This window comes from Haematomicrobium sanguinis DSM 21259, assembly GCF_000688395.1.
Taxonomy (GTDB): Bacteria; Actinomycetota; Actinomycetes; order Actinomycetales; family Micrococcaceae; genus Haematomicrobium; species Haematomicrobium sanguinis.
In genome coordinates this window covers 33,517-57,852 of record NZ_JIAG01000011.1, presented here as the reverse complement: position 1 = coordinate 57,852, position 24,336 = coordinate 33,517, and the positions used below count along the sequence as shown (strand labels likewise).

The following is a 24,336-nucleotide window of genomic DNA, read 5'->3' as shown; positions in this document are numbered from 1 at the left end:
ATGAAACTACATTGGACCGATGAAAGCACCGGCAGGTGCGGAATATCGATATCGGAAATTGAACGTTTCGACGCGCCGCCGGTGGTTCCGGACTTTTGGCTCGACGCTCGTCCCATTACTCTCAACAACGATCGCCTGGCGATCGCCAGCGCGTTGATCTTCGGACCGAGCTCACTAGGTCATTTTCAGTTACCGTCGCCTGCAAGTGCGGTCACCGCGGAATGTATCGTCGAACTGGCAAAGCCCGGGTTCCGAAGCGTCGAACCAATTGACTGGGGTCCCAAGCCAATACCGGAAGGCGGCAGCACCCTCCGCATTTCAGAACCCGAACCCGATAACCGAACCTTGAAGCTGGTTGGAAGCGACAGTATTAACGTCATCAACTTTCAGTTGCTGAGAACCTCGCGATTTGCGGGCACCCTCATGGGGATGGGGTCTGCGGCTGTGGCGTCCAACGCCTGGTTGTTTAATCGAGGTAGCGAACAGGACCCCATTGCCGCCGAGTCATTGCTGGCCGCCGCAGTACTGTTCGCTGAAGATTTAGGTTGCAACACTATTGAGCTCGACGGAAGCTTTGTTCCTTTCCGTGCACCGCGAGAGGTGATCGAGCGAATGCTGGAAGCAACCGGATTGAACTTGAAAGTTTCCTCCGATCTCCAGGAAGCGGTTGCGCGATGAGAATTCTCATGCCGGTATTTACTGTCGCGGATTGGGGTGGACTGCACGAAAACGCCCTACACAGTGCCGAAGTGCTGCGCAAGGCTGGCCATGAAATAACGTTTGTGTGTCGCGACGGGCGCATTGCGGAAGCTGCCAAGTCCTTGGGTCTAGACGTAATTGTCGTCGACTGGCAGGACTGGCAGAGCGAGGCGGATTTACTCAGAGAAACGCGCGAGTACGACCTCATTTTCACGCAGTTGCAAGAGGCACGTAAGTTCGCGCTCGAAGTCAAGGGCTCCAGCGACGTGCCCGTCATCGCCCAGATTCAGGGCTTCTGGAGTGACGCGGCGCACACCTGGCGCGATAAAGTCGACGCTTGGATCGCGGTGGCACCGGCACTCACCAATTTGCTAGCCGGTTTTTCAAAAGTTGAACCATGGCGAATCTCCGAGATTCCCAATGCGGTGGACACCATTCAATTTTTGGCCCTGACGAAGAATTTTGAAGAGAAGACTGCAGGGGGAGAGGCTCGTATCTCACTTGTTTCGCGCCTCGATGCCGACAAGCGAGCCCAACGCGATGCAGCCATCGACATTGTCAGTCACTTTTCGCGGTTGCAACCGGAGCTGAACTGGCGGCTGGACGTTTATGGCGACGGCCCGGAAAAGGAACTGTTCGAACTCGAACTCGCTGACGCGTTTCGCGGCTCACAGAATGTTTCCTATGACCTCAAGGGGTGGGTCGATGCCGAGGACGTGCCACAAATCCTCGCCAACAGCTTTGCTTCTGTAGCTGCCGGTCGGGGTGCGTTGCAGAGCATTGTTGCCGGAACTCCGTGTTTTGCTTCCGGCAAGTTCGGAAACCAAGGGCTCCAACATGGACTCGCTCTTCGCATAGGGCTCTGGTCCAATTTTGGAGACTACCCGGCAGGAAACACGCCCGCATTCAACTTGGAATCTCAAGTGAAATCATTGCTGGATCCAAACTCATACGTAGCAATCCAGTCCCACGGACAGGCCATAGTCGCGGTCGAACGCGACGTCGATTTTGCAGATCAAAAGCTCGTAGAGCTCGTCAACGACTTTTCGTAACAAGGACCCCATCGTGAAGACTATTAGTGTAATCGGAACTGGCTATTTGGGCGCGACTCACGCCGTATGCATGGCAGAACTTGGCCACCGCGTGGTTGGTATCGATGTCGATGAACGCAAGATCTCGGATCTGGCCAATGGGAAGGTACCCTTCCACGAACCTGGTTTGCCTACGCTCTTGGATCGGAACATTGAGCGTGGCACGCTGACTTTCACGACCAACCTGGCCGAGGGAGTCGCTGATGCTGACGTGCACTTCATTACCGTTGGCACTCCTCAGAAGGCCGGTGAAACCTCCGCCGATATGTCGTTTGTGATTGAGGCGGTTGAGAACGTCGCCAGATCCATGACCCACAGCGGATTGATTGTCGGAAAATCAACCGTACCCGTCGGCTCCGCGCGTAGCCTCCGTGACCTGGCAAAGCGTTCGGTGCCTGAGGGAATTGACGTAGAGCTTGTGTGGAACCCGGAGTTTCTCCGTGAGGGATTTGCGGTAGAAGATACGCTTACCCCCGATCGGATCGTTGTCGGGGCTAACGTTGAGGGTCAGACGTATGGGTTAGACGAAGTGTATCGCTCGATCCTGGACGCGGGCACTCCCATCATCACCACGGACTTTGAAACGTCCGAGCTCGTCAAGGTCGCGGCAAACGCATTCCTGGCGACGAAAATCTCCTTCATCAACGCTTTTGCCGAGGTCACCGAACATGTCGGTGGAAACATCACAACGCTGGCGGACGCTATTGGCATCGACACTCGCATTGGGCGCCGTTTTCTGAATGCCGGCCTGGGATTCGGCGGGGGTTGCCTTCCCAAGGATATTCGAGCGCTTCAGGCGAGGGTGTCCGAACTCGGGCTCGACCGGACGATGTCCTTCCTCAATCAGGTCGACGATATCAACCTGCGCCGTCGAGCGCGCTTGTGTGAAATGGCCGCAAACCGTCTGGACCGCGTCGACGGTAAGAAAGTCACGGTTCTTGGTGCGGCGTTTAAACCAGATAGCGACGACGTTCGCGACTCCCCGGCACTCGACGTGGCCTCCAAACTGTATGAGATGGGCTACGACGTCACCGTCTTTGACCCAGTGGCAAACGCAAATGCAGAGGCACGTTTCCCCCGCCTCGCATACGCAGAATCGCTAGAGGACTCATTGGATGGTGCGGATCTCCTCGTCCTGGCAACCGAATGGTCCGATTTTAGGATTCTTGACCCGAAACTTACCGCCAATAAGGTGGCACATCGCCAGCTGATCGACGCGAGAAACGTTCTCTCAGTGGCCGAATGGGAGTCGGAAGGCTGGACGGTCGACGCTCTCGGGCGCAAGTTCGATTTCCATGGTTAACCATCACCTCCTAGTTTGCGCGAGATGAACAAGTTAAGAGGTAGTAAGAACAAAAAATGATTGAGCCCAAAACAATCCCACTCTCCGAGCTCTCACCTCGGCATGAGAATGCACCGTTGACCAAGAACTCAATCTTTGACGGTTCCCACGCAGAGACCGGCGTGTCGCGGTACCGGTCGGCTCTCTCAAACGGTTACCCCCTGGACTACTTATTGGTGAACCGTCAATCTAACACCTTGGTGGTCTCCTTTCACGGCGCTTTAGACCGATCCAAGTTCTCCATACCTCGATTCGAGCGAGTAGCCACCCTAGCTGAAACCGACTTTAGCATTCTCGCGTTCGCGGACCCTTGGTTGCATTCTAACGAGACGGTTCAGCTTACGTGGTTTAGCGGAAATCTAGAGATCGACCTTTTCGCAATTCTCGCCTACAAAATTCGGCTGATCGCAGAGACGATCGGAGCGAAACGAATTGTTCTCTCTGGGTCGTCCGGTGGCGGTTTTGCCTCGCTGCAAGTTGCACCCATGGTGCCTGGGTCCAAGACACTTGTTTTCAACCCACAAACACAGATTCATCGGTATGTGTTGCCTAATGGATCGGTGTGGGCACAGAAGAACTACATCAATGCTGTACTCCCCGAAGTACATGGAGTGTCCGACCGAGACGTTGATGGAGTGAATGATTGGACCTGGATTATGGGTGACCGGCTGTCAGCGGTTCGCCGGTATAGTCGCGACCACGCGACAAGAATCCTATACGCGACAAACGTGTCAGACCATCACCACGATGACCATTTTCGTCCATTCTTCTACGCGCTCAAGGATCGAGAAAGCGAGATGCAAGTCGAGGTTCTTGAGTATGACGACGGTGAGACCCACGTGCCACCTGAGCGCGACGTCTTTATGTCCGCACTCGAAAAGCTGTTGCGTTTGTGATGAAATCGCGAGAGCCTGCGAATCGGTTTGAGGAAGATTTCCAACAAGGGCGAGATCAGTGGAGGTCATTGCTCACTGGAGCACCGGATCGGGAGCTGACACCCCAGTCTGCGATGCTGATAGAGGCTCTCGATGAGAAAGCGCGACTGTACCTCAGGGATATACGGACGGGCTCCGAAGAGGAGTCTGTCAGGGGAGAATCTGGCGAGGCGCAAGACCCGAAGAGCGGTCATATCACCATTGATCGTCTCGCGAGTCTGGCAATTGCCTACCGAACCAGAGGTAGCCAGTTTTACTTGGATGCGAAACTTCTGGGCTTGCTTCTCGCTCGTTTCCGTCGCTTTAAAGTCGACTTTCCAACCGATCGAGAGGCCACGGGCAATTGGTGGTTCTGGGAAGTCGGCATTCCAAAGCACCTGGTGAACTTGGGTGCTCTGTTGCGATCGGACATGACTGAGGGCGATTTGCAGTACATCGATGCGTTCTTGAGCACCCATATTCCGGATCCAAACGTTCGAACCGCGAACCCCGCAGAAAAAGAGTCCGGCGCAAATCGGAGTGATAAAGCGCATATTGTTGTTGTGCATGGATTAGTTTCGGAACGCGCCGAACGTATAACGCAAGGGATCGAATGCATTAGCGACGTCGCCGGCTTGGGAGCCCGCACGCTATTCAGGTACGTTGAACGGGGCGACGGATTCTATGCAGACGGTTCGTTTATTCAACACAACCGTTTAGCTCAAGCGGGGTCATATGGCATCGTCGCGCTGAGCTCAGTATCCAGTACGTTTGCCACATTGGCGGGCACGGTCTGGCAGATGAATACTCCGGACGTCAAAGTACTACTGGACTCCATTGAACTGACATTTTCTCCATTTGTGTTTGGCGCTGCGGTGATGGATGCGGTCCGTGGCAGGGCCGTATCGAGAGAGGAAGAATCCGATCACGTTGCCGGGGGCCAGCTTGCCGGCGATGTGCTTGTTCTCGCCGAAAGCTTCCCGAGTTACCGGGCACGGTTTCGCTCCTTGGTGAAGAGCTGGCTCCTCGCAAGAGTGGATCTGGCCAAAGACTCTCACCTCCGAAGCGTGTTTCAATCGCAACTCGCTGCGGATCTCTTGGCCGATGAGCAGGTCCCTGCAGCAGATGCGCTGCAGGGACATTTTCACATGCCAGACCAGCTTCGAGTAGTTCATCACAAGGGTTCCTGGGCTGTTAGTTTCTCTCTTTCGTCCAATCGAATTGGGAGGTATTCGTGGGGAAATGGTGAGAACAATTCGGGGTGGTACCAGGGTGACGGCCTCATGCAATTGCGAGTGGAGACCGATCCGCAGGCGTTTTCGGTGGACTACTGGGCGACAAGCGATCCATACCACCTTCCCGGCGTGACGAACGGTCTCGAACAACGTGATCCTGCGCCGAGCAATCGAACAGTAATACCTCAGGCAAGCCAAGAGTGGGCCGGCGGAGTTGGGTGGCTCGGGAAAGTGGGGGCGATTGGGCTGGATCATCGGGCATATGACGGTGACCTTTGTGCATTCAAATCGTGGTTTGCGCTTGAGGATGCGGTTGTTTGTTTGGGCTCTGGAATCACTGCGACGCAGGGCCAACGTGTACATACGACCATCGAATCTCGCAAACTACAAAGTGCGACACAACGGATCCTGGTAGACGGCCGAGGCTACTCTGAGCACCAAGACGGAACAACGTCGCCCGATACGATCGGCTGGGCGCATATCGAGGGCGTTGGCGGTTACCTGTTCTTAGGGACTCCGTCCATCAAAATATCGAAAGAATCGAGAACCTCTACGTGGCGAGCTATCAACGAGTCTGGAAGCGGTCTTGAGAAAACGGACGAGTATTTCAACGTCATTATTGATCACGGAGTGAATCCTTCCTCGAGGGACTACCAGTATGCTGTTCTCCCTACTGCCATGGAGGGATCAACGGCTGAGCGGGCATCCGATCCGCGGTTCTCGGTGATCGCAAACTCGCCGAGCCTTCAGGCCATTAAGGTCGCGGATCGTAACCTGGTCATGGCGAACTTTTTCGCCCCGGGGAAAGTTGCGGGGATTGCTGCAAACGTTCGTGCTTCGGTCATCATCGGAGAGGACGCCCAGGGTCCGATCGGAACAAAAGATCAAGTGGTCACTGTCTCGGCGCCGCCGAGACACGACAAGGTTGTCGGCATTGTGGTTAGTCGTATGCCCGGGACGATGATTGAGTTCCCGGAGCACTCAGAGTTCACGGATAACGGTGCGTCCTATCGAATTGCTGTTGCTACTCAAGGAAGCAGGGGGCACGGATTTCATTGGCGTTTCACCCATGACCCCGTGTTGGTAGTCTCCCATCGCATCACGGGTGAAGGACTCTTGCACTGGCGATTTGACGGACCCGATTGGGAAACCGGTGAAGTCGCCGTGAACGGTACATCCGAATCCGCCACAGCGGAATTGCCGTTCAGAGGGTCCGCGATTGGTATCCAGTCCATTTGCGGGCCAGACGGCGGGGTTATGGAAGTGAGCATTGACGGCGACCCTCCACGCCTCGTTGATACATACAAACCAGCGAGCGATGGGGTAAGAATCGTCGCCATGATTGGCGGCCTCGCTCCTGACCAGACGCACTCATTAAAGATCAGCGTGTTGGATGCTGGCGAACCGGGAAGTTCGGAGCGTCGAGTGCGGATCGCGGGTGTGGTTATTCGGCCGTAATGTGCATTGATAAAAATCAATGCGGCCGCGTATTCACGGCGCGGTGAGGAACCACTTCGCCGATTCCCATTCGTGCAATAGGTTTTGGTGCCACAGGTCGCCAATTAGTACTCGCTGCTCGGCGGTGAGGTGATCAAGACGCTCAAGATCTACGCCGAAAAGCGGGACGGCACCTTTCGCGCACCGCGCAATACTCTCACGAACGATGCTTTCGTCCTGTGGCCAAATAGCGAAAAGAGTATTGCAAATATTTCTCTCGCGTTTACCAAAATGATATGAATCGATCCCAGACTTCCTCATCCATGCATAATACATTAGAAGGCTGTTCACTCTACCCATCTCTCGGAATGCGGCTGGAAATCTCTTTCCAAATTTAGCTTCAATAAAAAGTATCAGTTTCTTTGCTTTTTCGGTGTTGAACGCGAAGGGGGTGGTGGATGCGATCATAACGCCTCGGGATTCCGCGGGGTTCATGTCAATTGCAAGGAAAGATTGTTCGACCCAATTCCTCCAGTAGGAGTTGATTCCTACAAGAGATGACACCGGTTTCTTTTCGTTAAAGAAACCGTCCATGGTGAACGGGCTAACGAAATGGTTTTTTGCATCTAGTACAAGGTAGTATTCGTCCTCGTACAGCCCGGATATCCCCAACTTCAATGCTTGTTGGCTTAGCTTGCCGATGGTAGGTTCCTGACCATACACTTCCGCCCACTCAACGAACCGCATTTTCTCGCGAAGCGCAGTTGAAATGGTATGATCAATCGCCCTAATAAAATCTGATTTTAGCTTTCCATTGTCATTCCCATTTAGAACTAAGGTATATTGCGTCAGTCCTGAGATGTCGAAAAGTCGATCAATCGAAATGGCTTGGAGGATCTGTAGGCGCAAGTCGCCCTCAAAAAAGACAGACGCGATAGGGAAGGACTTCGGCATGATTCTTATTGTACGTCGCAGCCGGTAGCATCCCGTAAACTGCCACGTATGCGTTACGTATCGGTATCCGAAGGAGAACTTATTAATCGTATCCTTCTTGGATCGGCGAGGCTGGAGCGCACCAAGGCGACCCTAGGTCCCGGCGATGACGCCGCGATTCTTCCCCCGAGCTTCACGCACACGGCTGTCACAGTCGATACCGTCACCGAAGGTCAAGACTTTCGATGGAACTGGCCGTCCGGCGTTGCGACCACATTGGCGGATATTGGCTGGAAATTGGCCGCTCAGAATCTTTCGGATATTAACGCCATGGGCGCTAGTCCCACCTTCATGCTCCTGAGTTGCACCTTAGACCCTTACGCGCGATCTCAAGACGTTGCGGACCTGGCGACAGGTATTGCGGAGTGCTGTCACGTCCTAGGGGCTAACCAGACAGAGTTAGTCGGTGGTGACACCGGCTCAGGGACTGAATTCTCAGCGAGCCTCACAGTGCTTGGCTCCTTGAAAAGCGGGAGGAACGGGGAACCCCAGACCTTATTGAGATCTTCAGGGAGACCAGGCGACCGTCTTTATGTCGCGGGCGCTCTTGGACAGGCAGCGGCAGGGCTTGCAATTCTGGAGTCGGTTGACCCATCGCTCGTGCGGGAGTTTCCTGAACTTTTTCTGGCGCAGACCCGACCTCAGCCAACACTCACAAGCGGGCAGCAAGCGGTGAGTCTGGGGGTGAGGTGCGGGATGGATATCTCGGACGGACTTGTCGTGGACGCATCCAGAATTGCACTTGCTTCCACAGTTCAGGTCGATCTTAACCAGAAGCACGTTGACCGGTTCGTCAGCGCTGATTTGAACTCTCTTGCCGAGCGCATGAAAGTTGATCCTCTCCATTGGGTTCTTGGCGGTGGGGAGGACTACGCGCTCCTCGTGGCCGCTCCACCAGAAATTCGATTACCAGAGGAATTCGCTGTGATCGGCGAACTCCTCGAGCGCAGTGACACTAACCAGCCACTAGTTACACTTGACGGAAACAAAGTGACGGGATCCATGGGCTGGGATCCATTTGCCGAGCAAAAATAGCCGCCCCGCGGGGGTCAAACTACCCGCTTCGCAACTGATTCGACAGCTTCCGCGCGGCATTCACCACCACTTCCGCGTACATCCGTCCGGGTTGCCGGGTTAGCCGGTCCATCGGCCCCGAAATAGACATCGCCGCAATAACGCGCCCCGAGGGTCCGCGCACGGGCGCCGACACCGACGCCACCCCCAATTCCCGCTCACCCAGCGACTGCGCCCACCCGCGCCGCCTGACGCCGGCCAGAATCGTCGGCGTGAACCGCGCGTTCTTCAGTCCTTCGATGATTCGGTCGTGGTCCTCCCAGGCCAACAACACCTGCGCCGCGGACCCGGCCTTCATCGACAACTGCGTCCCCACCGGGATCGTGTCCCGCAGGCCCACCGGCCGCTCGGCCGAGGCCACGCACACGCGCCACTCGCCCTGGCGGCGAAACACCTGAGCAGACTCGCCGGTCGCATCCCGCAATGCAATGAGCTCGGGTCCGGCGAGCGCCACCAGTCGATCCTGCCCGGCCGAGGACGCCAATTCCACCAGCCGCGGCCCCAGCACAAAACGGCCCTGCATATCTCGGGCCACCAGGCGGTGATGAATCAGCGCCACGGCAAGTCGGTGCGCCGTCGGCCGCGCCAAACCGGTCACCTTGACGAGCTCCGCGAGCGTCGTCGGCCCAGACTCCAGCGCATCCAGCACCATCTTCGCCTTATCTATGACGCCCACACCACTTGCGTTGTCCATACTCTGATATTGCAGTCTCATTATGTGAGATGCAAATCGGCGAGCTAGCCTCCGCCAAACCCGGAGTGCTGTAGTAGATACAACGCCCCACCGGGCGCATCAGAGCACCAAACAAGCAAGAAACAGGCAGGACAAAGGAGCCGCCATGAGCGCGCAGAACGCACCGCGTACGCTGGCTGAAAAAGTGTGGACCGATCACGTCGTCGCAAAGGGCGAAGGCCAAGGGGCGGACGCCAAGCCAGACCTCCTCTACATCGACCTGCACCTTGTCCACGAGGTCACCAGCCCGCAGGCCTTTGAGGGCCTGCGCTTGGCCAATCGACCGGTCCGCCGCCCAGACCTCACCATCGCAACCGAGGACCACAACACCCCCACCCTCGACATCGATAAGCCCATCGCGGACCCCATTAGCCGGACCCAAATCGAAACCTTGCGCCACAACGCCGAAGAGTTCGGCATCCGCCTGCACTCGCTTGGCGACAAGGAACAGGGCATCGTCCACGTCGTCGGACCGCAGCTCGGGCTCACCCAACCGGGCATGACCGTGGTCTGCGGAGACTCGCACACCTCCACGCACGGCGCGGTGGGCGCTCTCGCTTTCGGCATCGGCACCAGTGAAGTCGAGCACGTCCTCGCTACGCAAACGCTGCCCCTCAAGCCTTTTAAAACCATGGCCATCAACGTCGAAGGCGAGTTGCGCCCAGGCGTGTCCTCGAAAGACATCATCCTCGCGGTCATCGCCAAAATCGGCACCGGCGGGGGACAGGGCTACGTTCTCGAATACCGCGGCTCGGCCATCCGCGCGCTCTCCATGGACGCTCGCATGACTATCTGCAATATGTCGATCGAGGCCGGCGCCCGTGCCGGCATGATCGCCCCGGATGAAACCACCTTCGAATTCCTCAAGGGCAAACCGCATGCGCCCGAAGGCGAGGAGTGGGACCGGGCGCTCGAATACTGGCGTTCCCTACCAACCGACGAGGGCGCCACCTTTGACGAAGAAGTCTTCATCGACGCCAATACCCTCGAACCATTCGTCACCTGGGGCACCAACCCCGGCCAAGGCGTCAGTCTCTCCGCAAAAGTTCCCAGTCCAGAAGACTTTGGCGACGACAACGCCAAGGCCGCCTGCCAAAAGGCCCTGGACTACATGGGCCTCGAGGCCGGCACCCCGATGAAAGACATCCGCGTCGACACCGTGTTCCTCGGCTCCTGCACCAACAGCCGCATCGAAGACCTGCGCGCCGCTGCCGCCATCATTAAAAACAAGGTCAAAGACCCCGAGGTGCGCATGATCGTGGTCCCCGGTTCCGCGCGCGTGCGCCTGGAAGCAGAAGCAGAGGGCCTCGACAAGGTCTTCACCGACTTCGGTGCCGAATGGCGCTTCGCCGGATGCTCCATGTGCCTCGGCATGAACCCGGACCAGCTCGCGCCGGGCGAACGCTGCGCTTCCACGTCCAACCGGAATTTCGAGGGCCGCCAAGGCAAGGGCGGCCGCACACACCTCGTCTCGCCGGTCGTGGCGGCGGCAACCGCCATCCGCGGAACCCTCTCGGCGCCCTCGGACCTCGTCAACGCCTGAAAAAGATGAACGACGGCGTTGCTCACCACGTGAGCGCACCCCACCTCCCGTACGGCTAAGGAAATCACCCCATGGAAAAGTTTTCGACACACACCGGAATCGGCGTACCGTTGCGCTCCAGCAACGTAGATACCGACCAGATCATCCCCGCCGTCTACCTCAAGCGGATCACCCGCACCGGATTCGAGGATGCGCTCTTTGCCTCCTGGCGCAAAGACCCGGAGTTCATTCTGAATAAGGAGCCCTTTGATCGCGGCTCGGTGCTGGTGGCCGGACCCGATTTTGGCACCGGATCCTCGCGCGAACACGCGGTGTGGGCGCTCAAGGACTACGGATTCAAGGCGGTCATCTCAGCCCGTTTTGCGGACATCTTTCGCGGGAACTCTGGGAAACAGGGGCTCGTCACGGCCGAGGTCGATCAGGGTGACGTTGAACTCATCTGGAAGGTCCTCGAGAATGCTCCGGGAACCGAGATCACCGTTGACCTGGAATCCAAGCTCATCACTTGTGACACCCTGGTTGTGCCCTTCAGCATCGACGAATACACCCGATACCGCCTCTTGGAAGGCTTGGATGACATCAGTTTGACACTGCAACACGAGGATGACATTGACGCGTTTGAGGCGCAGCGGCAGAGCTTCAAGCCGCACACGCTTCCCGCGAAAACGGCATAAATGTATTTCAGACTCTCTCTGCCAGCTTTTACACTTGAGTGAGGCGCCACGCCACCTCACGGCGCCTGTTCACAAGAAATGGGGTCCCATGACAAGTGTCTTGACCATTCGCGGCGGTGTGCCCTTGACCGGAACCGTCGAAGTTCGCGGCGCAAAGAATTTGGTGCCCAAAGCCATGGTTGCCGCGCTCCTCGGAAACGATAAATCGACAATCCGCAACGTCCCGGAAATCAAAGACGTCGATGTGGTGACGAGCCTCTTAGAACTGCACGGCGTGAGCGTTGACTATGACCGCGACGCCGGAACCCTGGTCCTGGACCCAAGCGGCGCAAAGACCGCTCAGTCCACCGATATTCATGCCCATGCCGGTGACTCACGCATACCCATTCTCTTTTGCGGTCCGCTTATGCACTCGATCGGTGCCGCGTTCATCCCGGACCTCGGCGGCTGCCGGATCGGTGATCGTCCGATCGACTTCCACCTCGAGGTCTTGCGCCAATTCGGCGCTGTCGTGGACAAGCAAGTCGGCGGCATCTCGATCTCGGCACCCAAAGGCTTAAAGGGCACCAAGGTAGCGTTGCCCTATCCCAGCGTGGGGGCAACGGAACAGGTTTTGCTCACAGCGGTTCGGGCCGAGGGGATCACCGAACTCTCCAACGCGGCCGTCGAGCCGGAAATTCTCGATCTCATTGCGGTGCTCCAGAAAATGGGCGCGATTATCAGCGTGCAAACCGATCGGGTGATCCGCATTGAAGGCGTTGCAGAACTGACCGGCTACAACCACAAGGCGCTCACCGACCGCAATGAGGCCGCGTCCTGGGCCTCGGCAGCCCTCGTGACCAAAGGCGACATTTACGTCAAGGGCGCCGACCAGCAGGATCTCACCTCATTCCTGAACACCTATCGCAAGGTCGGTGGTGCGTTCGAGGTTGATGACGAGGGCATCCGCTTCTATCACCCGGGCGGTAAACTCTCGCCGCTGATTCTGGAGACCGACGTGCATCCCGGCTTCATGACCGATTGGCAGCAGCCGCTCGTGGTCGCACTCACGCAAGCCGAGGGTGTGTCTATTGTTCACGAAACCGTCTACGAGAACCGTTTCGGGTTCACAAACGCGCTCGTGCGCATGGGATCCAATATCCAGTTGCACTCCGAATGCCTCGGCTCGGTGCCCTGCCGCTTTGGCCAGCGCAACTTCAAGCATTCGGCCGTGATTTCCGGACCGGCTCAACTTCGCGGCGCGGATATCGACATCCCGGATCTGCGCGGCGGGTTCAGCCACTTGATTGCGGCCCTGGCCGCCACTGGCACCTCGCGGGTGACCGGTATCGAGATCATAAACCGCGGCTATGAGCGCTTTCTCGACAAGCTTCGCGGCCTCGGCGCCGACTTTGATGTTGAAGAAAAACTCGCGGCATGAAAGAGCCCCTCAAAGCGCGCCTCACCTTTGGTGTGCTTGCCACCGTACTTCGCCCTGTTATGAACCTGTTGATGGGCAAGCAATGGCTCAATACCGAACGATTGCCCAAGGACACGGGAATGATCGTGGCGCCCAACCACGTCACGGAAATCGATCCGGTTGCGGTGGGACACATGCTCTACAACAACAAGGTCAACCCGCATTTTCTGGCGAAATCGTCGCTGTTTAAGGTTCCGGTTGTCGGCGCGCTGCTGAGCGCATCTCAGCAAATTCCGGTGGAGCGCGCCGGCTCAGGAGCCCATCGGTCCCTCGAGGCAGCCAAGACCGTGATTGATCAGGGCGGTGGAATTATTGTGTACCCAGAAGGTACCCTCACCCGCGACCCGGATCTGTGGCCGATGAAAGGACACACCGGCGCCGCGCGACTCGCCCTGCAGACGGGTGCCCCCCTTGTCCCGGTGGCTCATTGGGGAGCGCAAGAAGTGCTTCCTCGATACGGCAAGAAATTGCACATTTTCCCCCGCAAGAAAGTTCGAGTGCTCATCGGGAACCCGGTTGACCTTGACGAGTTTCGTGGCAAGCCGATTGATCGAGAACTCTTAGCCAAGGCAACCGATCGCGTGATGGACGCGATCACGGAGCTGCTAGAAGAACTGCGCAGCGAAAAGGCGCCGCCAAAGCGATGGGATCCTGCCGAGCACAAGCAGACCTCGCATGGCCGCACGCTGGACAATGGATCGCGTGAAGGCGACGCGACATGAGCGATACCCACCAAGAAGTAACCGATAATTCCACCGACGCCGCCAACTCCGTTCGGTCCCGCGAACCGCTGAAAAAAGTAGCCGTCCTGAGCGCGGGAAGCTGGGGCACCACCTTTGCCAAGGTCATGGCGGACGCGGCGCAGACCAATAAGACCGGCGTGAGCGATACCTCCACCGAATTTGTCTTGTGGGCGCGGAACCCCGAGGTCGTTGAAGACATCAACAACCGGCACCGTAATTCCACATACTTGGGTGAAACCGCGCTTCCCGGTTCAATGCGCGCGACAAGTGATCCGCGCACGGCGCTCGCGGGCGCCGACGTCGTGGTGCTTGCTGTGCCTGCCCAAACCTTGCGGGCGCAACTGAGCGAACTGAAGGACGATTTCCCTCCCGACGCCATTGTCGTCTCGCTCATGAAGGGGCTGGAACTCGGCACCGATCTGCGCATGTCAGAGGTGATTCAAGAGGTACTGCGTGTTCCGGCGCGTCAGGTTGCCGTGGTTTCGGGACCGAACCTGGCCATGGAAATCGCGAGGGAGGAACCGACGGCCTCGGTCGTGGCGAGTACCGATGAACAGACGGCGGCTCTTATCGCCGGCGCAAGCACCACCGGATATTTCCGCCCGTACACCAACGGCGACGTTGTCGGTGTGGAAATCGGCGGCATCGTCAAGAATGTCATCGCTCTTGCGGTCGGCATGTGCGAGGGCCTGGGAGTGGGGGACAACACGAAGGCGTCCGTCATCACTCGGGGCCTTGCCGAAACGACACGCCTCGCCCAAGCGCTGGGCGGTCACGCCGAAACCATGGCCGGACTTGCCGGCCTAGGTGACCTCGTAGCAACCTGCTCATCGTCGCTGAGCCGTAACCACACCGCAGGAAAATTACTCGGAGAGGGCCTGAGCCTTGACGAGGTCGCTGCGCGCATGACGCAAACGGCGGAAGGCATCAAGTCCGGGGAGGCCGTCCACGAACTTGCCGTCAAAATGGGTGTCGAGATGCCCATTGCCGCAAGTGTTGTGAAAGTCTTGCAAGGACACCTTTCCGCAACCGATTTAGGACCCCGGCTCATGGGACGCCAATTGAAATCAGAAGGCGAGCAATAACAGCGTGAACGAGATCACACCAACGACTGGTGGCCGGGATTCCCGGATTCGGGTAGCCGTGGTGTTTGGCGGGGTTTCCAGCGAGCATGCGGTCAGTTGCGTCACGGCACAGTCCGTCATCTCCGCCATGGACCCGGAAAAATATGACGTGATCCCGGTCGGCATTACCAAGAGCGGACAATGGACCCTGGTTCCTGCCGGTCAGACCCGCTTCGCGTTGGACTCCGGAGACTCTCCCGAGGTGAGTGGAGCAGGCACAGCGGTGCAATTGCACTCCACCGCGGATGGGCAAGAACTCATGAGCGTCAACGAGGGCGATCCGGTAAAGAGCCTAGGCGACGTGGACGTCGTGTTCCCGCTGCTGCACGGACCGTTTGGCGAAGATGGCACCATCCAAGGCATGCTGGAAATGGCTGGCGTTCCCTACGTCGGTTCGGGGGTACTCGCCTCGGCAGCCGGCATGGACAAACACTTCATGAAGGTCCTCTTTGCCGCTGCCGGATTGCGCGTAGGCCCCTATGAAGTCATTACCGATCGCGATTGGGAATTCGATCGAGAAGGTGCGCTCGGGCGTGCCGCATCGCTGAACTTTCCGCTCTTCGTTAAGCCCGCACGCGCCGGATCCTCGATGGGGATCACCAAGGTGAGCGAACCCGGGGAGTTGGCTAACGCCGTCGTACATGCCCGGGAGTTTGATCCCAAGGTGATCGTGGAGGAGGGCATTGCCGGGCGTGAGATCGAGGTGGGGGTGCTTGAAGCGCGTGAACAACGCGAACCGCGCACAACACTGCCCGGCGAGATTGCGGTGACGTCCCAAGATCACGATTTTTACGACTTTGAGGCAAAGTATGTAGAGGGCAATGCGGCGGACTTGAGCTGCCCCGCGGATTTGCCGGAGGCGGATATTGCGCTCGTGCGCGAGTTAGCGGCGAGGGCGTTTATGGCGCTCGAGGCCGAGGGGCTCTCCCGGGTGGACTTTTTTTATACGCCCGAGGGCGAATTCGTGATCAACGAAATCAACACGATGCCCGGGTTTACGCCAATCAGCATGTACCCGCAAATGTGGGCGAAAACCGGGCTGCCGTACGAGCAGCTCATTGATGAGCTGGTGAACCTGGCGCTCTCACGCCGGATTGGGCTGCGCTAGCGGGTTTACTTGCTCTTGGTGCCCTGCTGAAGGTCGGTTGTGTCCTGAACATTGAGGCATTTGGCGACCTGGGGGAGTTGGGCAACCGGTTGCGCAAGGTCGACCAGAACCGTTGACGAGCTCACCTTATCCAGATTGAACACGACCTCGAGGGCGGGCTCGCGGCCGTAGGTGGTGGCGCGCCAGTTGTTGGTGCCCTCGATCTGCTTGATGAGCCAGTCCACGCCGTTGACCGAGGCACACGGGTCGGTGGTGGGCGGCGGGGGAGTGACACCGCAACGGACAATGATAGAGGATGGGTCTCCCCACGCGGCAGTTGCCTGCGACGTGGTTTCGCGAAGCTGCTCCTCGTTAATCTTCTCCGGCAGGGCAATCATGGTGGGGGCGCACTTGGCGTTGGCGGCATCGGGGGCGGCATCGACCTGAACGGGCGCGGCGCATGAGGTGAGTGCGAGGGCGGCAATGACGCTGGCGCCGGCCAAAGTGACTTTTGTTGCTTTGCGCAGTTCTGGGCGCGGGGGCTTGCCGGGGGTGTGCATGAATCCAGCCTAAAGCGCGTGCTGGGTCGGTTCACAATCGCGTGAATGTGAGTTTTCTAACCGTCATCGACGGGTGCTTAGTGGTCAAACCTGTTAAAGTAGTATGGATAGGCAACTTGATTCGAGTTGGGGGACTCGGCAAGTTTGGGGCACTTGAAAGGTACTTGGACCGTATGAGGCGTGCGCTCTCACTGGTGGGGACGGTTCTCCTACTTATTCTTATGGCTGCGCCGGGGGCGCAGGCCGTTCCCGGGTTTTCGCCGTTGTCGCCGCAATTTGAGGTAGTTGACGAGAGCGTCACGCCGACAGAAGAAACGCAGCCGTCGCAGGCGCCGACCTCAGATCCGGCGCCCTCGGAGAGCGGTTCCACCCCAGAGCCAACTACGCCGCAAGACCCGCAACCGACGGAACCTCCTGTCGAGGAGCAATCGCCGCCGCCAGCGGACCCGCCTCCTCCGGCCGTGCCGGTAGATCCCGTGACGGGATTCCAGATTGATCCTGGGACGGGTTTCTTGATTTACCCAGGTAATGGGTGGTTGATCGAACCCGGTACCGGCAGGCTCTTGGTTTACGGTGCCGATGGGACGCTCGTGGGTTCCGGTTTTGTCTGGGATGCTGCCACGGGATTGGTCTCTGAGGAGACTCCAGAGGAGCCGACTGAGACGCCGAGCCCAGAGCCGACGCCCACGGAAACACCAACTCCCAGCGCGACACCGAGCGTCACGCCATCTGCTACGCCGTCTGCAACGGCCTCTCAACCCGCGGCCGAGCAAACCAGCGATTCCGAACCGATCGGGGCTACTCTGTGGTTCCGCATTAGTGTGGTGCTGATTTTGGTGGCGCTTGGTGCGTTGTATTTCCTGCGACTGCACCGTGGGCGGCGGAACGGTCGACAGTCGGATGTGTAAAGGCGAGATTGAGTTGCATCGCTGGCGCTCTGCGCGAGGGGGATGGTCGCGTTGAAGCTTGTGGTGCTTTCCCACTCTTACTGGCCCGAACACTCGCCACCGCAACGTCGCTGGATGAACTTTATCCGTGAGTTCCGCGACGTTGGCTGGGACGTCGACGTCATCACCCCTCGCCTGGAGAATGACCCTCCGGGCGCCTCCGAAACTGGTGTCGAAGAAGTCCAAGGTCCCTATGGCGAGACCGTGCGCCGGGTCCGCACGGTAAGAACTCCGCACACCCGCTGGGGGAAGCTTATTGCCCATAGCTTTTCCGCGCTCATGTCTGTACCCGCCGGCCTCAAAGGGCCAAGGCCAGATGCCATCGTGGCAACCGTGCCAAGCTTGCCGATCGCGTTTGTAGGTTTCCTGCTTTCCCGCGTACGCAGGGTCCCGCTCATTCTCGATATGCGAGACGCTTGGCCCGATTTAGTGAATGAATCTAGCTCGCGAAATAGCGGTATTCGCAGCTTCGTGGAGTCCGCGCTCACCTATGTACAACAACGCGCGGCGTTGGTGGTGACCGTGACCGAAGGGTTCGCCAGGACTCTGCGTGCGCGCGGCTTAAAAAACGTCGCGACCATTTCCAATGGCGTGAACTTCCGAAGCGTGCGTCAACTGCCGCCGCCTACCGCCGATTCGGGTCCGCTGAGTGTTCTCTACTTGGGAAATCATGGCGAGAGCCAACGTCTCGACGTGTTGATTCGCGCGGCCGCGCTCGCTGGGCCCGCGGTGAGCCTTCGGCTGGTTGGCGACGGCGTCCGAAAGCCGCAATTGCAACGTTTGGCACACCAACTCCGGGTCGACGTGGAATTTCTACCCGCCGCTCATGGGCGCGATGCAGTCCTCGCCGCCTACGAGGACGCGGATACTTGTGTCATTTCGTTGCGGGACGACTGGAAGAGCTTTGAAACCACGATCCCGTCAAAGACCTACGAATTACTGGCCACCGGCCGTCACGTGACCGGGATTGTGCGGGGAGAAGCTGCCGAAATCCTGCGGAAAGCGGCGGTGGGCGACGTTGTAAATTCGTCACCGAGTGCTCTTGCGCATTATTGGTGTGATTTGGCCGCGAACCGCGATCGGCTGCGCGTGTCTGACAGAGGACGGCGCTGGGTAGAACAGTTTGCCGATAATCGCGTGCTTGCCGAGAACATGGTCCGGGAAGTATCCCGAGTGACGAAGCGCGTGACACAAGATGTCCCGGCCTCCACCGAGCCCGAAAGCGGGTTGGTGGCGTGAACACTGCACTTCTACGTTCCACAGCGACACTGCTGATCAACGGGGTCAGTGCCGCACGAGGGGACTTCTTTCGGACAGGACTGCAGGCCGCAACCGTACTTTTACCCCATGGCATTCGATCCGGGTTGGGATCAATTGCTGCGAGGCTAAATGGATCCCGGCTTCCCACATCCAAGGCGGCGTTACTCCTGCTGGCAGGTAGCAAGACCGACCTCGGTACCCATCTCGAGGCTCGTGTCGGTGCCGGATCCTCTGCCCAACGTCGACGGCTCGCGGAAGTTGCCATTGTTGCAGCTAAACCGGCCATGGCCGAATCCCTTCTTCAGGGCGACCAGGACGGCAAGACAGCTCAGACACGGGCACGACTTTATCTCTACAACGGCCGGCCGAGCGACGCGATCGCAGCACTGGACGGCCGCACTGATGCGGCGTCAAGGCGGTTGCAGGAAAAAATTCTTGCGGAACGGGAAGTTCTGACGGACTTTGTGCCACAGCTCAAGCCAGTCCCAGCGTATGAGGGCAACGAAAACGTTGTCCTGCACGTGCTGACGAATTCCGTACCATTTACCGCAAGCGGTTACACCTCGCGAACTCATTCCTTACTTTCGCGACAAGCCGGTCGCGGCCTCCGGGTTCATGCGGTGACCCGTATCGGCTATCCGGCTGTTGTCGGGAAGCTGGCGCGCGAAGACGTGTCAATAATCGATGGCGTGCATTACCACCGGCTACTGCCATGGCGCTTGCCTCGACTCGCAACCGAACGCATCCAGCGCCAGGCAGAAGAACTCCTTAAAATTGCAGTCACCGTCAAGCCGTCCGTTCTGCACACGACGACGGACTACACCAACGCTCTTGTCACCAGGGCCGTAGCACAGGCGCTCGGGATTCCCTGGGTTTATGAGGTGCGCGGCTTCCTAGCAGACACGTGGGCATCCAGCCGCGGAGCGCAAGCAAGAGACTCGGAACGCTACCGCTTGTTCTCGGAGCGAGAGCGGGAGGCTACCCGTTCGGCGGATGCGGTGTTGACGCTCGGTGTTGCCATGAGAGAACGGCTAACCGGCGCTCCAAGTGACTCCCGAGAAGTCACGGTGGTCTCAAATGGTGTGAGCCTGCGCGAACTCGATGCGGCACGAGGAACTCACCGGATCGATGCTGGCTCCCCGGACTCGACAGTGACCATTGGCACGGTTTCCAGCTTTGTTCCGTATGAGGGTCTCACCGAACTCATCGATGCGTTTGCGGCTATGCACCAAGAGGACCCCGCCGTTCGACTGAAACTTTTCGGAGACGGCAGCGAGTTCCAGGCTCTGGCCGAGAGAGTCGCCACGCATGGGCTCGGTGCGGCAATTGACATGCCGGGGCGTGTATCGCGATCCGAAGCGTTAGCGGCACATTGGAAGCTGGATGTCTTCGCCGTTCCGCGCATTCGATCAGAGGTCACTGAGCTGGTAACACCGCTCAAAGCAGTGGAGGCAATCGCCGCAGGCAGTGTTACGGTACTCCGGGACCTCCCTGCGCTCCGGGAGTTGCGAGCGGGGTTTGAAGACCAGACGCTGCTGGTGGGGGACGGAGTACAGTCGCTGCTTGATGGGTTGCGCTCGGCAGTAGCGCGGGCAAGAGAAAAGGGGAGGACGATTCCACCAGACAGAGATCGGCTTGATTGGAATCACAAGGTCGCAACCATTTCGGAAACCTACGGAAGGCTGACTGCTCATGCCAGCAAATGAGCTCATCGTGAGAGAGCCGGATCAGAGACAACGGTATTCCGTGGATTTTCGTTCTCTTGTCAAGGTTGGTGGACGTCCACCGTTCAAAAACTACATTGCCCAATTGTGGCAATACCGGCACTTCATCGCATATGACGCCAGCGCCCGAGTCCAAGACAAGACCACCGGGGATCGGCTTGGCGCGCTATGGCTAATCCTGAATCCCATCTTGATGGGTATCGCGTTCTACTTTGTCTTCGGGCTTGTCATGAACACTCAGGGCGGTATTCCCAATTTCGTGGGGTACCTCATCTTGGGCATATTCCTTTTTCAGTACAGTACAAAATCAATCACAACCATTGCTAAGACGCTTCAGGGAAATTCGGCGGTAGTCCACTCCTTTTCCTTCCCACGGATCGCGCTCCCGATTGCGGCCTGTTTGCGCGAGTTGTTTGCTTCTGTGCCTGCGTTCTTGACGATGCTGGTGCTGATCATCGCGCTGCCTCCCGTGGAAACTATCACTCCGCTTTGGTTACTGCTGGCACCACTGATCGTGATTCAAACGGTGTTCAATCTCGGCATCGGGCTCATCTTCGCGCGGTTGGTATCGATCGTTCCGGACATCGCGCACCTGCTCAATTTTGGTATGCGTGTACTCATGTATGCCTCCGCCGTGTTCTTCTCGATAGACCGCTATGCCAAGTTCCCTGTCATGCAGGAGATCATGTACATGAATCCCCTCTTTAACTTCCTCGACATTGCCAGGGACTTTATCCTCTACGAGACGTGGCCCGGTTGGCAGTCCTGGGTGATTGTTCTTGGATGGGCGGCCGGGTCGCTTGTCTTTGGAGTGTGGTTCTTCTGGAGAGGGGAGGAGACCTATGGCCGACCCAATAAGGGCTGACAGCATTGCATTACCGGCTCTCGACCCCACCGTTGTTGTCGACGACGTGCACATGGACTTTTGGGCGACCCCGGACCGCGCCAAGGCATCGAAAACACGCAGGCTTTCGGCAAAATTGATGAAGTCGAAACGGGTACGGATCGAGGCGCTCCGCGGCATCAGTTTCATTGCCCGCCACGGTGAATCCATCGGTATTATCGGGCGAAACGGGTCAGGGAAATCGACACTTGCGCACCTGATCTCAGGAAGCCTCTCGCCCACCCAAGGTTCCGTGTACGCATCGAGCACTCCCATCAAACTTGGAGTGAACTCGGCGCTGGTGCCGGCACTTTCTGGAAACCAAAACATCACCCTGGGTTGCTTGGCAATGGGTTTGACTCCCGCCCAGATCGAAGAGCGCTATGACGAGATTCTTGAAGTGTCTGGGCTGGGCGACGCCGTCAACTATCCCATGTCGACCTACTCTTCCGGTATGTCCTCACGTTTGCGTTTTGCCATCGCCACAAGCGTGAAACCGGAGATTCTCATCATTGACGAGGCTCTGAATACCGGTGATGCGCAGTTCAAGGAACGCAGCACCCGGCGCATGAAGCAAATGCGCGAAGAGGCTGGAACAGTATTCCTGGTTAGCCACAGCATGGGCACGATCAACCAAGTGTGCTCCCGCGTGCTGTGGGTAGATTACGGCCGATTGGTCATGGACGGGTCTCCTTGGAAAGTTACGCGAGCATACTCGCATTTCACTCGTTACCTTTCAGAAGGAACAGCGTATAAAGCACAGAAAGTGCTGGACCGCATAACTCTCGAACAAACCGCCACCAAGATTCAACCCCGCGAAAGCGGTCGCAGGAGAACAGGTAAGTAGTCATGACGTCATTACGCAGCATTGTGGGGTATGCAAAAAAGCAGGTCGCACCGCTGAGAAAGCAGTTGTGGCACTTGCGCCAGGGAGGCATCCGGCAGCTCATTCGGCACCGATCCCAGGCAATTGCGGGACGGAAAGCTTCATGGCGCAAGCTGTCCGCCGGAGATGCTGACGGCGTGCAAGGTTATTGGTCACGTTCGGGTTCGCACGCAAATCGCCAGCTCAATTTCCTTCCCGCCGAGATCCCGGAGGTCACTCCTCGCTACCCGGATCTCACCGTAGCGGTGATTGCAGATCCATTTACCGAGTTGGCGCTGAAGTTCGAGTGGAACCAGATCGCGGTTCGTCCGAATAATTGGCTGACCGAGGTGGACTGGGACAAAATTGACCTTGTCTTTGTGGAATCTGCATGGGCAGGTAATGACGGTGCCTGGAGCCACCAACTTACCGGGAAGAACGCCCCTTCCGCCGAGATAAAATCAATGATCTCCTACGTCAAACAACAGGGGATCCCGACCGTCTTTTGGAACAAGGAAGACCCTCCCCATTACCAAGATTTTGTTGAGACGGCGCGTATTTTTGATTACGTGTTCACCAGCGACGCCGGCCGCGTCGATAACTATCGACAAGATTTGGGGCATGACCGCGTCGGAGTGCTTTCGTTTGCCGCGCAGCCAGTACTCCACAACCCTATTCGGCCGGTCGGCTTCCACGAGCGTGATGTCGCGTTTGCAGGCATGTACTTCGACCACAAGTACCCGAAACGGAAGCAACAACTAGAGCTATTGCTCAATGGGGCCGAGGGCATCGTCAAGGAGCGCCAGCCGGGGCTGGAAATTTTTGCGAGACATCAAGGCGCAAGCAAGAACCACCAATTTCCGGAAAAGTACCAAGGAAATGTGGTTGGAGAACTGACCTACCCGGAGATGCTGAGCGCATACAAGGCTTACAAAGTCATGCTCAATGTGAATAGCGCCCCCGAGTCCACGACAATGTGTTCGCGGCGGGTGTTTGAGGCAGTGGCTTCGGGATCTACGGTCGTCAGCGCAAAATCGGAGTCGATTCGCACCTATTTCCCAGAAGATCAGATTCAGCAACCATGGGATCGGTTTACCGCTATGGAAGCCATTGGTCTTGGGCTCGCCGACACTGTCCTCACCCAAAGCAAGAACCACCTTGCCCAGCGCGAGATATGGAAGCATCACACCTATTCTCATAGAGTTGACACGATTCTGGGCGCGGTAGGTATTCCACACGATACATCCAAAAAATTTGGCGAACACAGCATTTCGGTCGTGTTGCCCACCATTCGTCCCGATCAGATTGAACATGCCTTGGGTTCATACGGCCGGCAAATAGTCGAAGAAAAGGAGCTTATTCTCCTGACCCACGGCTTTGAAGTTGACCCCGGTCAGCTTGCAGATCTGAAATCGCGGCTGGACTTGAAGAACGTGCGAGTGGAGATGGTTGATTCCTCCCTTTCGCTCGGGGAGGTGCTCAATCACGGTATCGATATGGCCGAGGGCGACATGATCACCAAGATGGATGATGATGACATGTACGGTGCCCACTATCTCTCAGACCTGTTATTTGCGTACGACTTTTCCGGGGCTAGCATCGTCGGAAAATTGGCGCACTACATGTATCTTTCACACCGGGACATCACCATCTTGCGGCTTGGGCACAGCGAGCATAAGTTCGCCAACATGGTAATGGGGCCAACGCTCACCGGCAGTGCCGACCTTTTCCGCGAATACAAGTTCGGTCAGTTGGGACGCGGAGAAGACAGCGACCTGTTGAAACGCGTCCGTACCGATGGCGGCAGGATCTATTCCAGTGACCGCTACAACTACACTCAGTTACGTAACCGCCACGGCCACACTTGGCGCACCAATGATGCGGGACTAGTCCCTCAAGCTTCAGAAGTATTACTCGGCAACTACTACAACAACATCACTCTCTAGGGG

At 57.7% G+C, this 24,336-nt stretch carries 21 protein-coding genes; 18 read left to right on the top strand and 3 right to left on the bottom strand.

Features of this window, described 5'->3' with window-relative positions:
- The 5 genes from O148_RS0110570 (at nucleotide 1) to O148_RS17160 (ending at nucleotide 6,739) form a co-directional block, all read left to right on the top strand.
- The gene (locus O148_RS0110570; RefSeq protein WP_026530881.1) at nucleotides 1-678 is read left to right on the top strand and encodes a hypothetical protein; all 678 of its coding nucleotides are present in this window, start codon (nucleotides 1-3) and stop codon (nucleotides 676-678) included.
- Nucleotides 675-1,751, top strand: coding sequence for a glycosyltransferase (locus tag O148_RS0110565; protein ID WP_026530880.1), 1,077 nt, complete (start codon nucleotides 675-677; stop codon nucleotides 1,749-1,751). Before O148_RS0110570 ends, O148_RS0110565 begins: the two co-directional genes overlap by 4 nt.
- A gap of 10 nt (nucleotides 1,752-1,761) precedes the next feature.
- Nucleotides 1,762-3,093, top strand: coding sequence for a UDP-glucose dehydrogenase family protein (locus O148_RS0110560; RefSeq protein ID WP_026530879.1), 1,332 nt, complete (start codon nucleotides 1,762-1,764; stop codon nucleotides 3,091-3,093).
- 56 nt (nucleotides 3,094-3,149) lie between these two features.
- The gene (locus O148_RS0110555; protein ID WP_026530878.1) at nucleotides 3,150-4,028 is read left to right on the top strand and encodes a hypothetical protein; all 879 of its coding nucleotides are present in this window, start codon (nucleotides 3,150-3,152) and stop codon (nucleotides 4,026-4,028) included.
- 68 nt (nucleotides 4,029-4,096) lie between these two features.
- Entirely contained in the window at nucleotides 4,097-6,739 is a 2,643-nt protein-coding gene (locus O148_RS17160) for a polysaccharide lyase 8 family protein (RefSeq protein WP_169737531.1), read from the top strand.
- A 33-nt stretch (nucleotides 6,740-6,772) separates the two neighbouring features.
- Here O148_RS17160 and O148_RS0110545 read toward each other — a convergent pair whose 3' ends face one another.
- The gene (locus O148_RS0110545; protein ID WP_026530877.1) at nucleotides 6,773-7,672 is read right to left on the bottom strand and encodes a DUF6492 family protein; all 900 of its coding nucleotides are present in this window, start codon (nucleotides 7,670-7,672) and stop codon (nucleotides 6,773-6,775) included.
- 48 nt (nucleotides 7,673-7,720) lie between these two features.
- Between O148_RS0110545 and thiL the strand changes: the two genes are divergently transcribed.
- Nucleotides 7,721-8,746, top strand: a complete 1,026-nt coding sequence (gene thiL / locus O148_RS16145; RefSeq protein WP_051620106.1) for a thiamine-phosphate kinase — start codon at nucleotides 7,721-7,723, stop codon at nucleotides 8,744-8,746.
- A gap of 19 nt (nucleotides 8,747-8,765) precedes the next feature.
- Here thiL and O148_RS0110535 read toward each other — a convergent pair whose 3' ends face one another.
- Complete coding sequence (locus O148_RS0110535; RefSeq protein WP_026530876.1) at nucleotides 8,766-9,479, bottom strand: IclR family transcriptional regulator; 714 nt, start codon at nucleotides 9,477-9,479, stop codon at nucleotides 8,766-8,768.
- Nucleotides 9,480-9,624: 145 nt separating this feature from the next.
- Here O148_RS0110535 and leuC point away from each other — a divergent pair, with 145 nt between their 5' ends.
- From leuC to O148_RS0110505, 6 genes are all read left to right on the top strand, one after another.
- Nucleotides 9,625-11,061 (top strand): 3-isopropylmalate dehydratase large subunit, encoded by a 1,437-nt coding sequence (gene leuC / locus O148_RS0110530; protein WP_026530875.1) that lies wholly within the window; start codon nucleotides 9,625-9,627, stop codon nucleotides 11,059-11,061.
- 71 nt (nucleotides 11,062-11,132) lie between these two features.
- Complete coding sequence (leuD, locus tag O148_RS0110525) at nucleotides 11,133-11,735, top strand: 3-isopropylmalate dehydratase small subunit (protein ID WP_026530874.1); 603 nt, start codon at nucleotides 11,133-11,135, stop codon at nucleotides 11,733-11,735.
- Nucleotides 11,736-11,823: 88 nt separating this feature from the next.
- A complete protein-coding gene (gene murA, locus O148_RS0110520; RefSeq protein ID WP_026530873.1) occupies nucleotides 11,824-13,155 on the top strand; it encodes a UDP-N-acetylglucosamine 1-carboxyvinyltransferase in 1,332 nt (443 codons plus the stop codon).
- On the top strand, nucleotides 13,152-13,916 hold the full coding sequence (locus O148_RS0110515; protein ID WP_026530872.1) for a lysophospholipid acyltransferase family protein: 765 nt from the start codon (nucleotides 13,152-13,154) through the stop codon (nucleotides 13,914-13,916). Before murA ends, O148_RS0110515 begins: the two co-directional genes overlap by 4 nt.
- Nucleotides 13,913-15,022: an NAD(P)H-dependent glycerol-3-phosphate dehydrogenase gene (locus O148_RS0110510; RefSeq protein ID WP_084157259.1), complete on the top strand. Its 1,110-nt coding sequence runs from the start codon at nucleotides 13,913-13,915 to the stop codon at nucleotides 15,020-15,022. Before O148_RS0110515 ends, O148_RS0110510 begins: the two co-directional genes overlap by 4 nt.
- Before the next feature lie 4 nt (nucleotides 15,023-15,026).
- Nucleotides 15,027-16,169 carry a D-alanine--D-alanine ligase family protein gene (locus O148_RS0110505; RefSeq protein ID WP_084157258.1) on the top strand — a complete coding sequence of 381 codons (1,143 nt, stop codon included), beginning with the start codon at nucleotides 15,027-15,029 and terminating at the stop codon, nucleotides 16,167-16,169.
- A 5-nt stretch (nucleotides 16,170-16,174) separates the two neighbouring features.
- Here O148_RS0110505 and O148_RS0110500 read toward each other — a convergent pair whose 3' ends face one another.
- Complete coding sequence (locus O148_RS0110500) at nucleotides 16,175-16,708, bottom strand: DUF3515 family protein (RefSeq protein WP_026530869.1); 534 nt, start codon at nucleotides 16,706-16,708, stop codon at nucleotides 16,175-16,177.
- 173 nt (nucleotides 16,709-16,881) lie between these two features.
- Between O148_RS0110500 and O148_RS0110495 the strand changes: the two genes are divergently transcribed.
- From O148_RS0110495 to O148_RS0110470, 6 genes are all read left to right on the top strand, one after another.
- A complete protein-coding gene (locus tag O148_RS0110495) occupies nucleotides 16,882-17,616 on the top strand; it encodes a hypothetical protein (RefSeq protein WP_157374617.1) in 735 nt (244 codons plus the stop codon).
- Nucleotides 17,617-17,730: 114 nt separating this feature from the next.
- Nucleotides 17,731-18,894 (top strand): glycosyltransferase family 4 protein, encoded by a 1,164-nt coding sequence (locus tag O148_RS16140; protein WP_169737530.1) that lies wholly within the window; start codon nucleotides 17,731-17,733, stop codon nucleotides 18,892-18,894.
- Nucleotides 18,891-20,621 carry a glycosyltransferase family 4 protein gene (locus O148_RS16135; RefSeq protein ID WP_157374616.1) on the top strand — a complete coding sequence of 577 codons (1,731 nt, stop codon included), beginning with the start codon at nucleotides 18,891-18,893 and terminating at the stop codon, nucleotides 20,619-20,621. The genes O148_RS16140 and O148_RS16135 overlap by 4 nt, the downstream gene beginning before the upstream one ends.
- Entirely contained in the window at nucleotides 20,608-21,504 is an 897-nt protein-coding gene (locus tag O148_RS0110480; RefSeq protein WP_075204346.1) for an ABC transporter permease, read from the top strand. The genes O148_RS16135 and O148_RS0110480 overlap by 14 nt, the downstream gene beginning before the upstream one ends.
- Nucleotides 21,482-22,369, top strand: coding sequence for an ABC transporter ATP-binding protein (locus O148_RS0110475; protein ID WP_051620103.1), 888 nt, complete (start codon nucleotides 21,482-21,484; stop codon nucleotides 22,367-22,369). Before O148_RS0110480 ends, O148_RS0110475 begins: the two co-directional genes overlap by 23 nt.
- 2 nt (nucleotides 22,370-22,371) lie before the next feature.
- Entirely contained in the window at nucleotides 22,372-24,333 is a 1,962-nt protein-coding gene (locus tag O148_RS0110470; RefSeq protein WP_035745837.1) for a glycosyltransferase family protein, read from the top strand.
- Nucleotides 24,334-24,336: the final 3 nt, after the last annotated feature.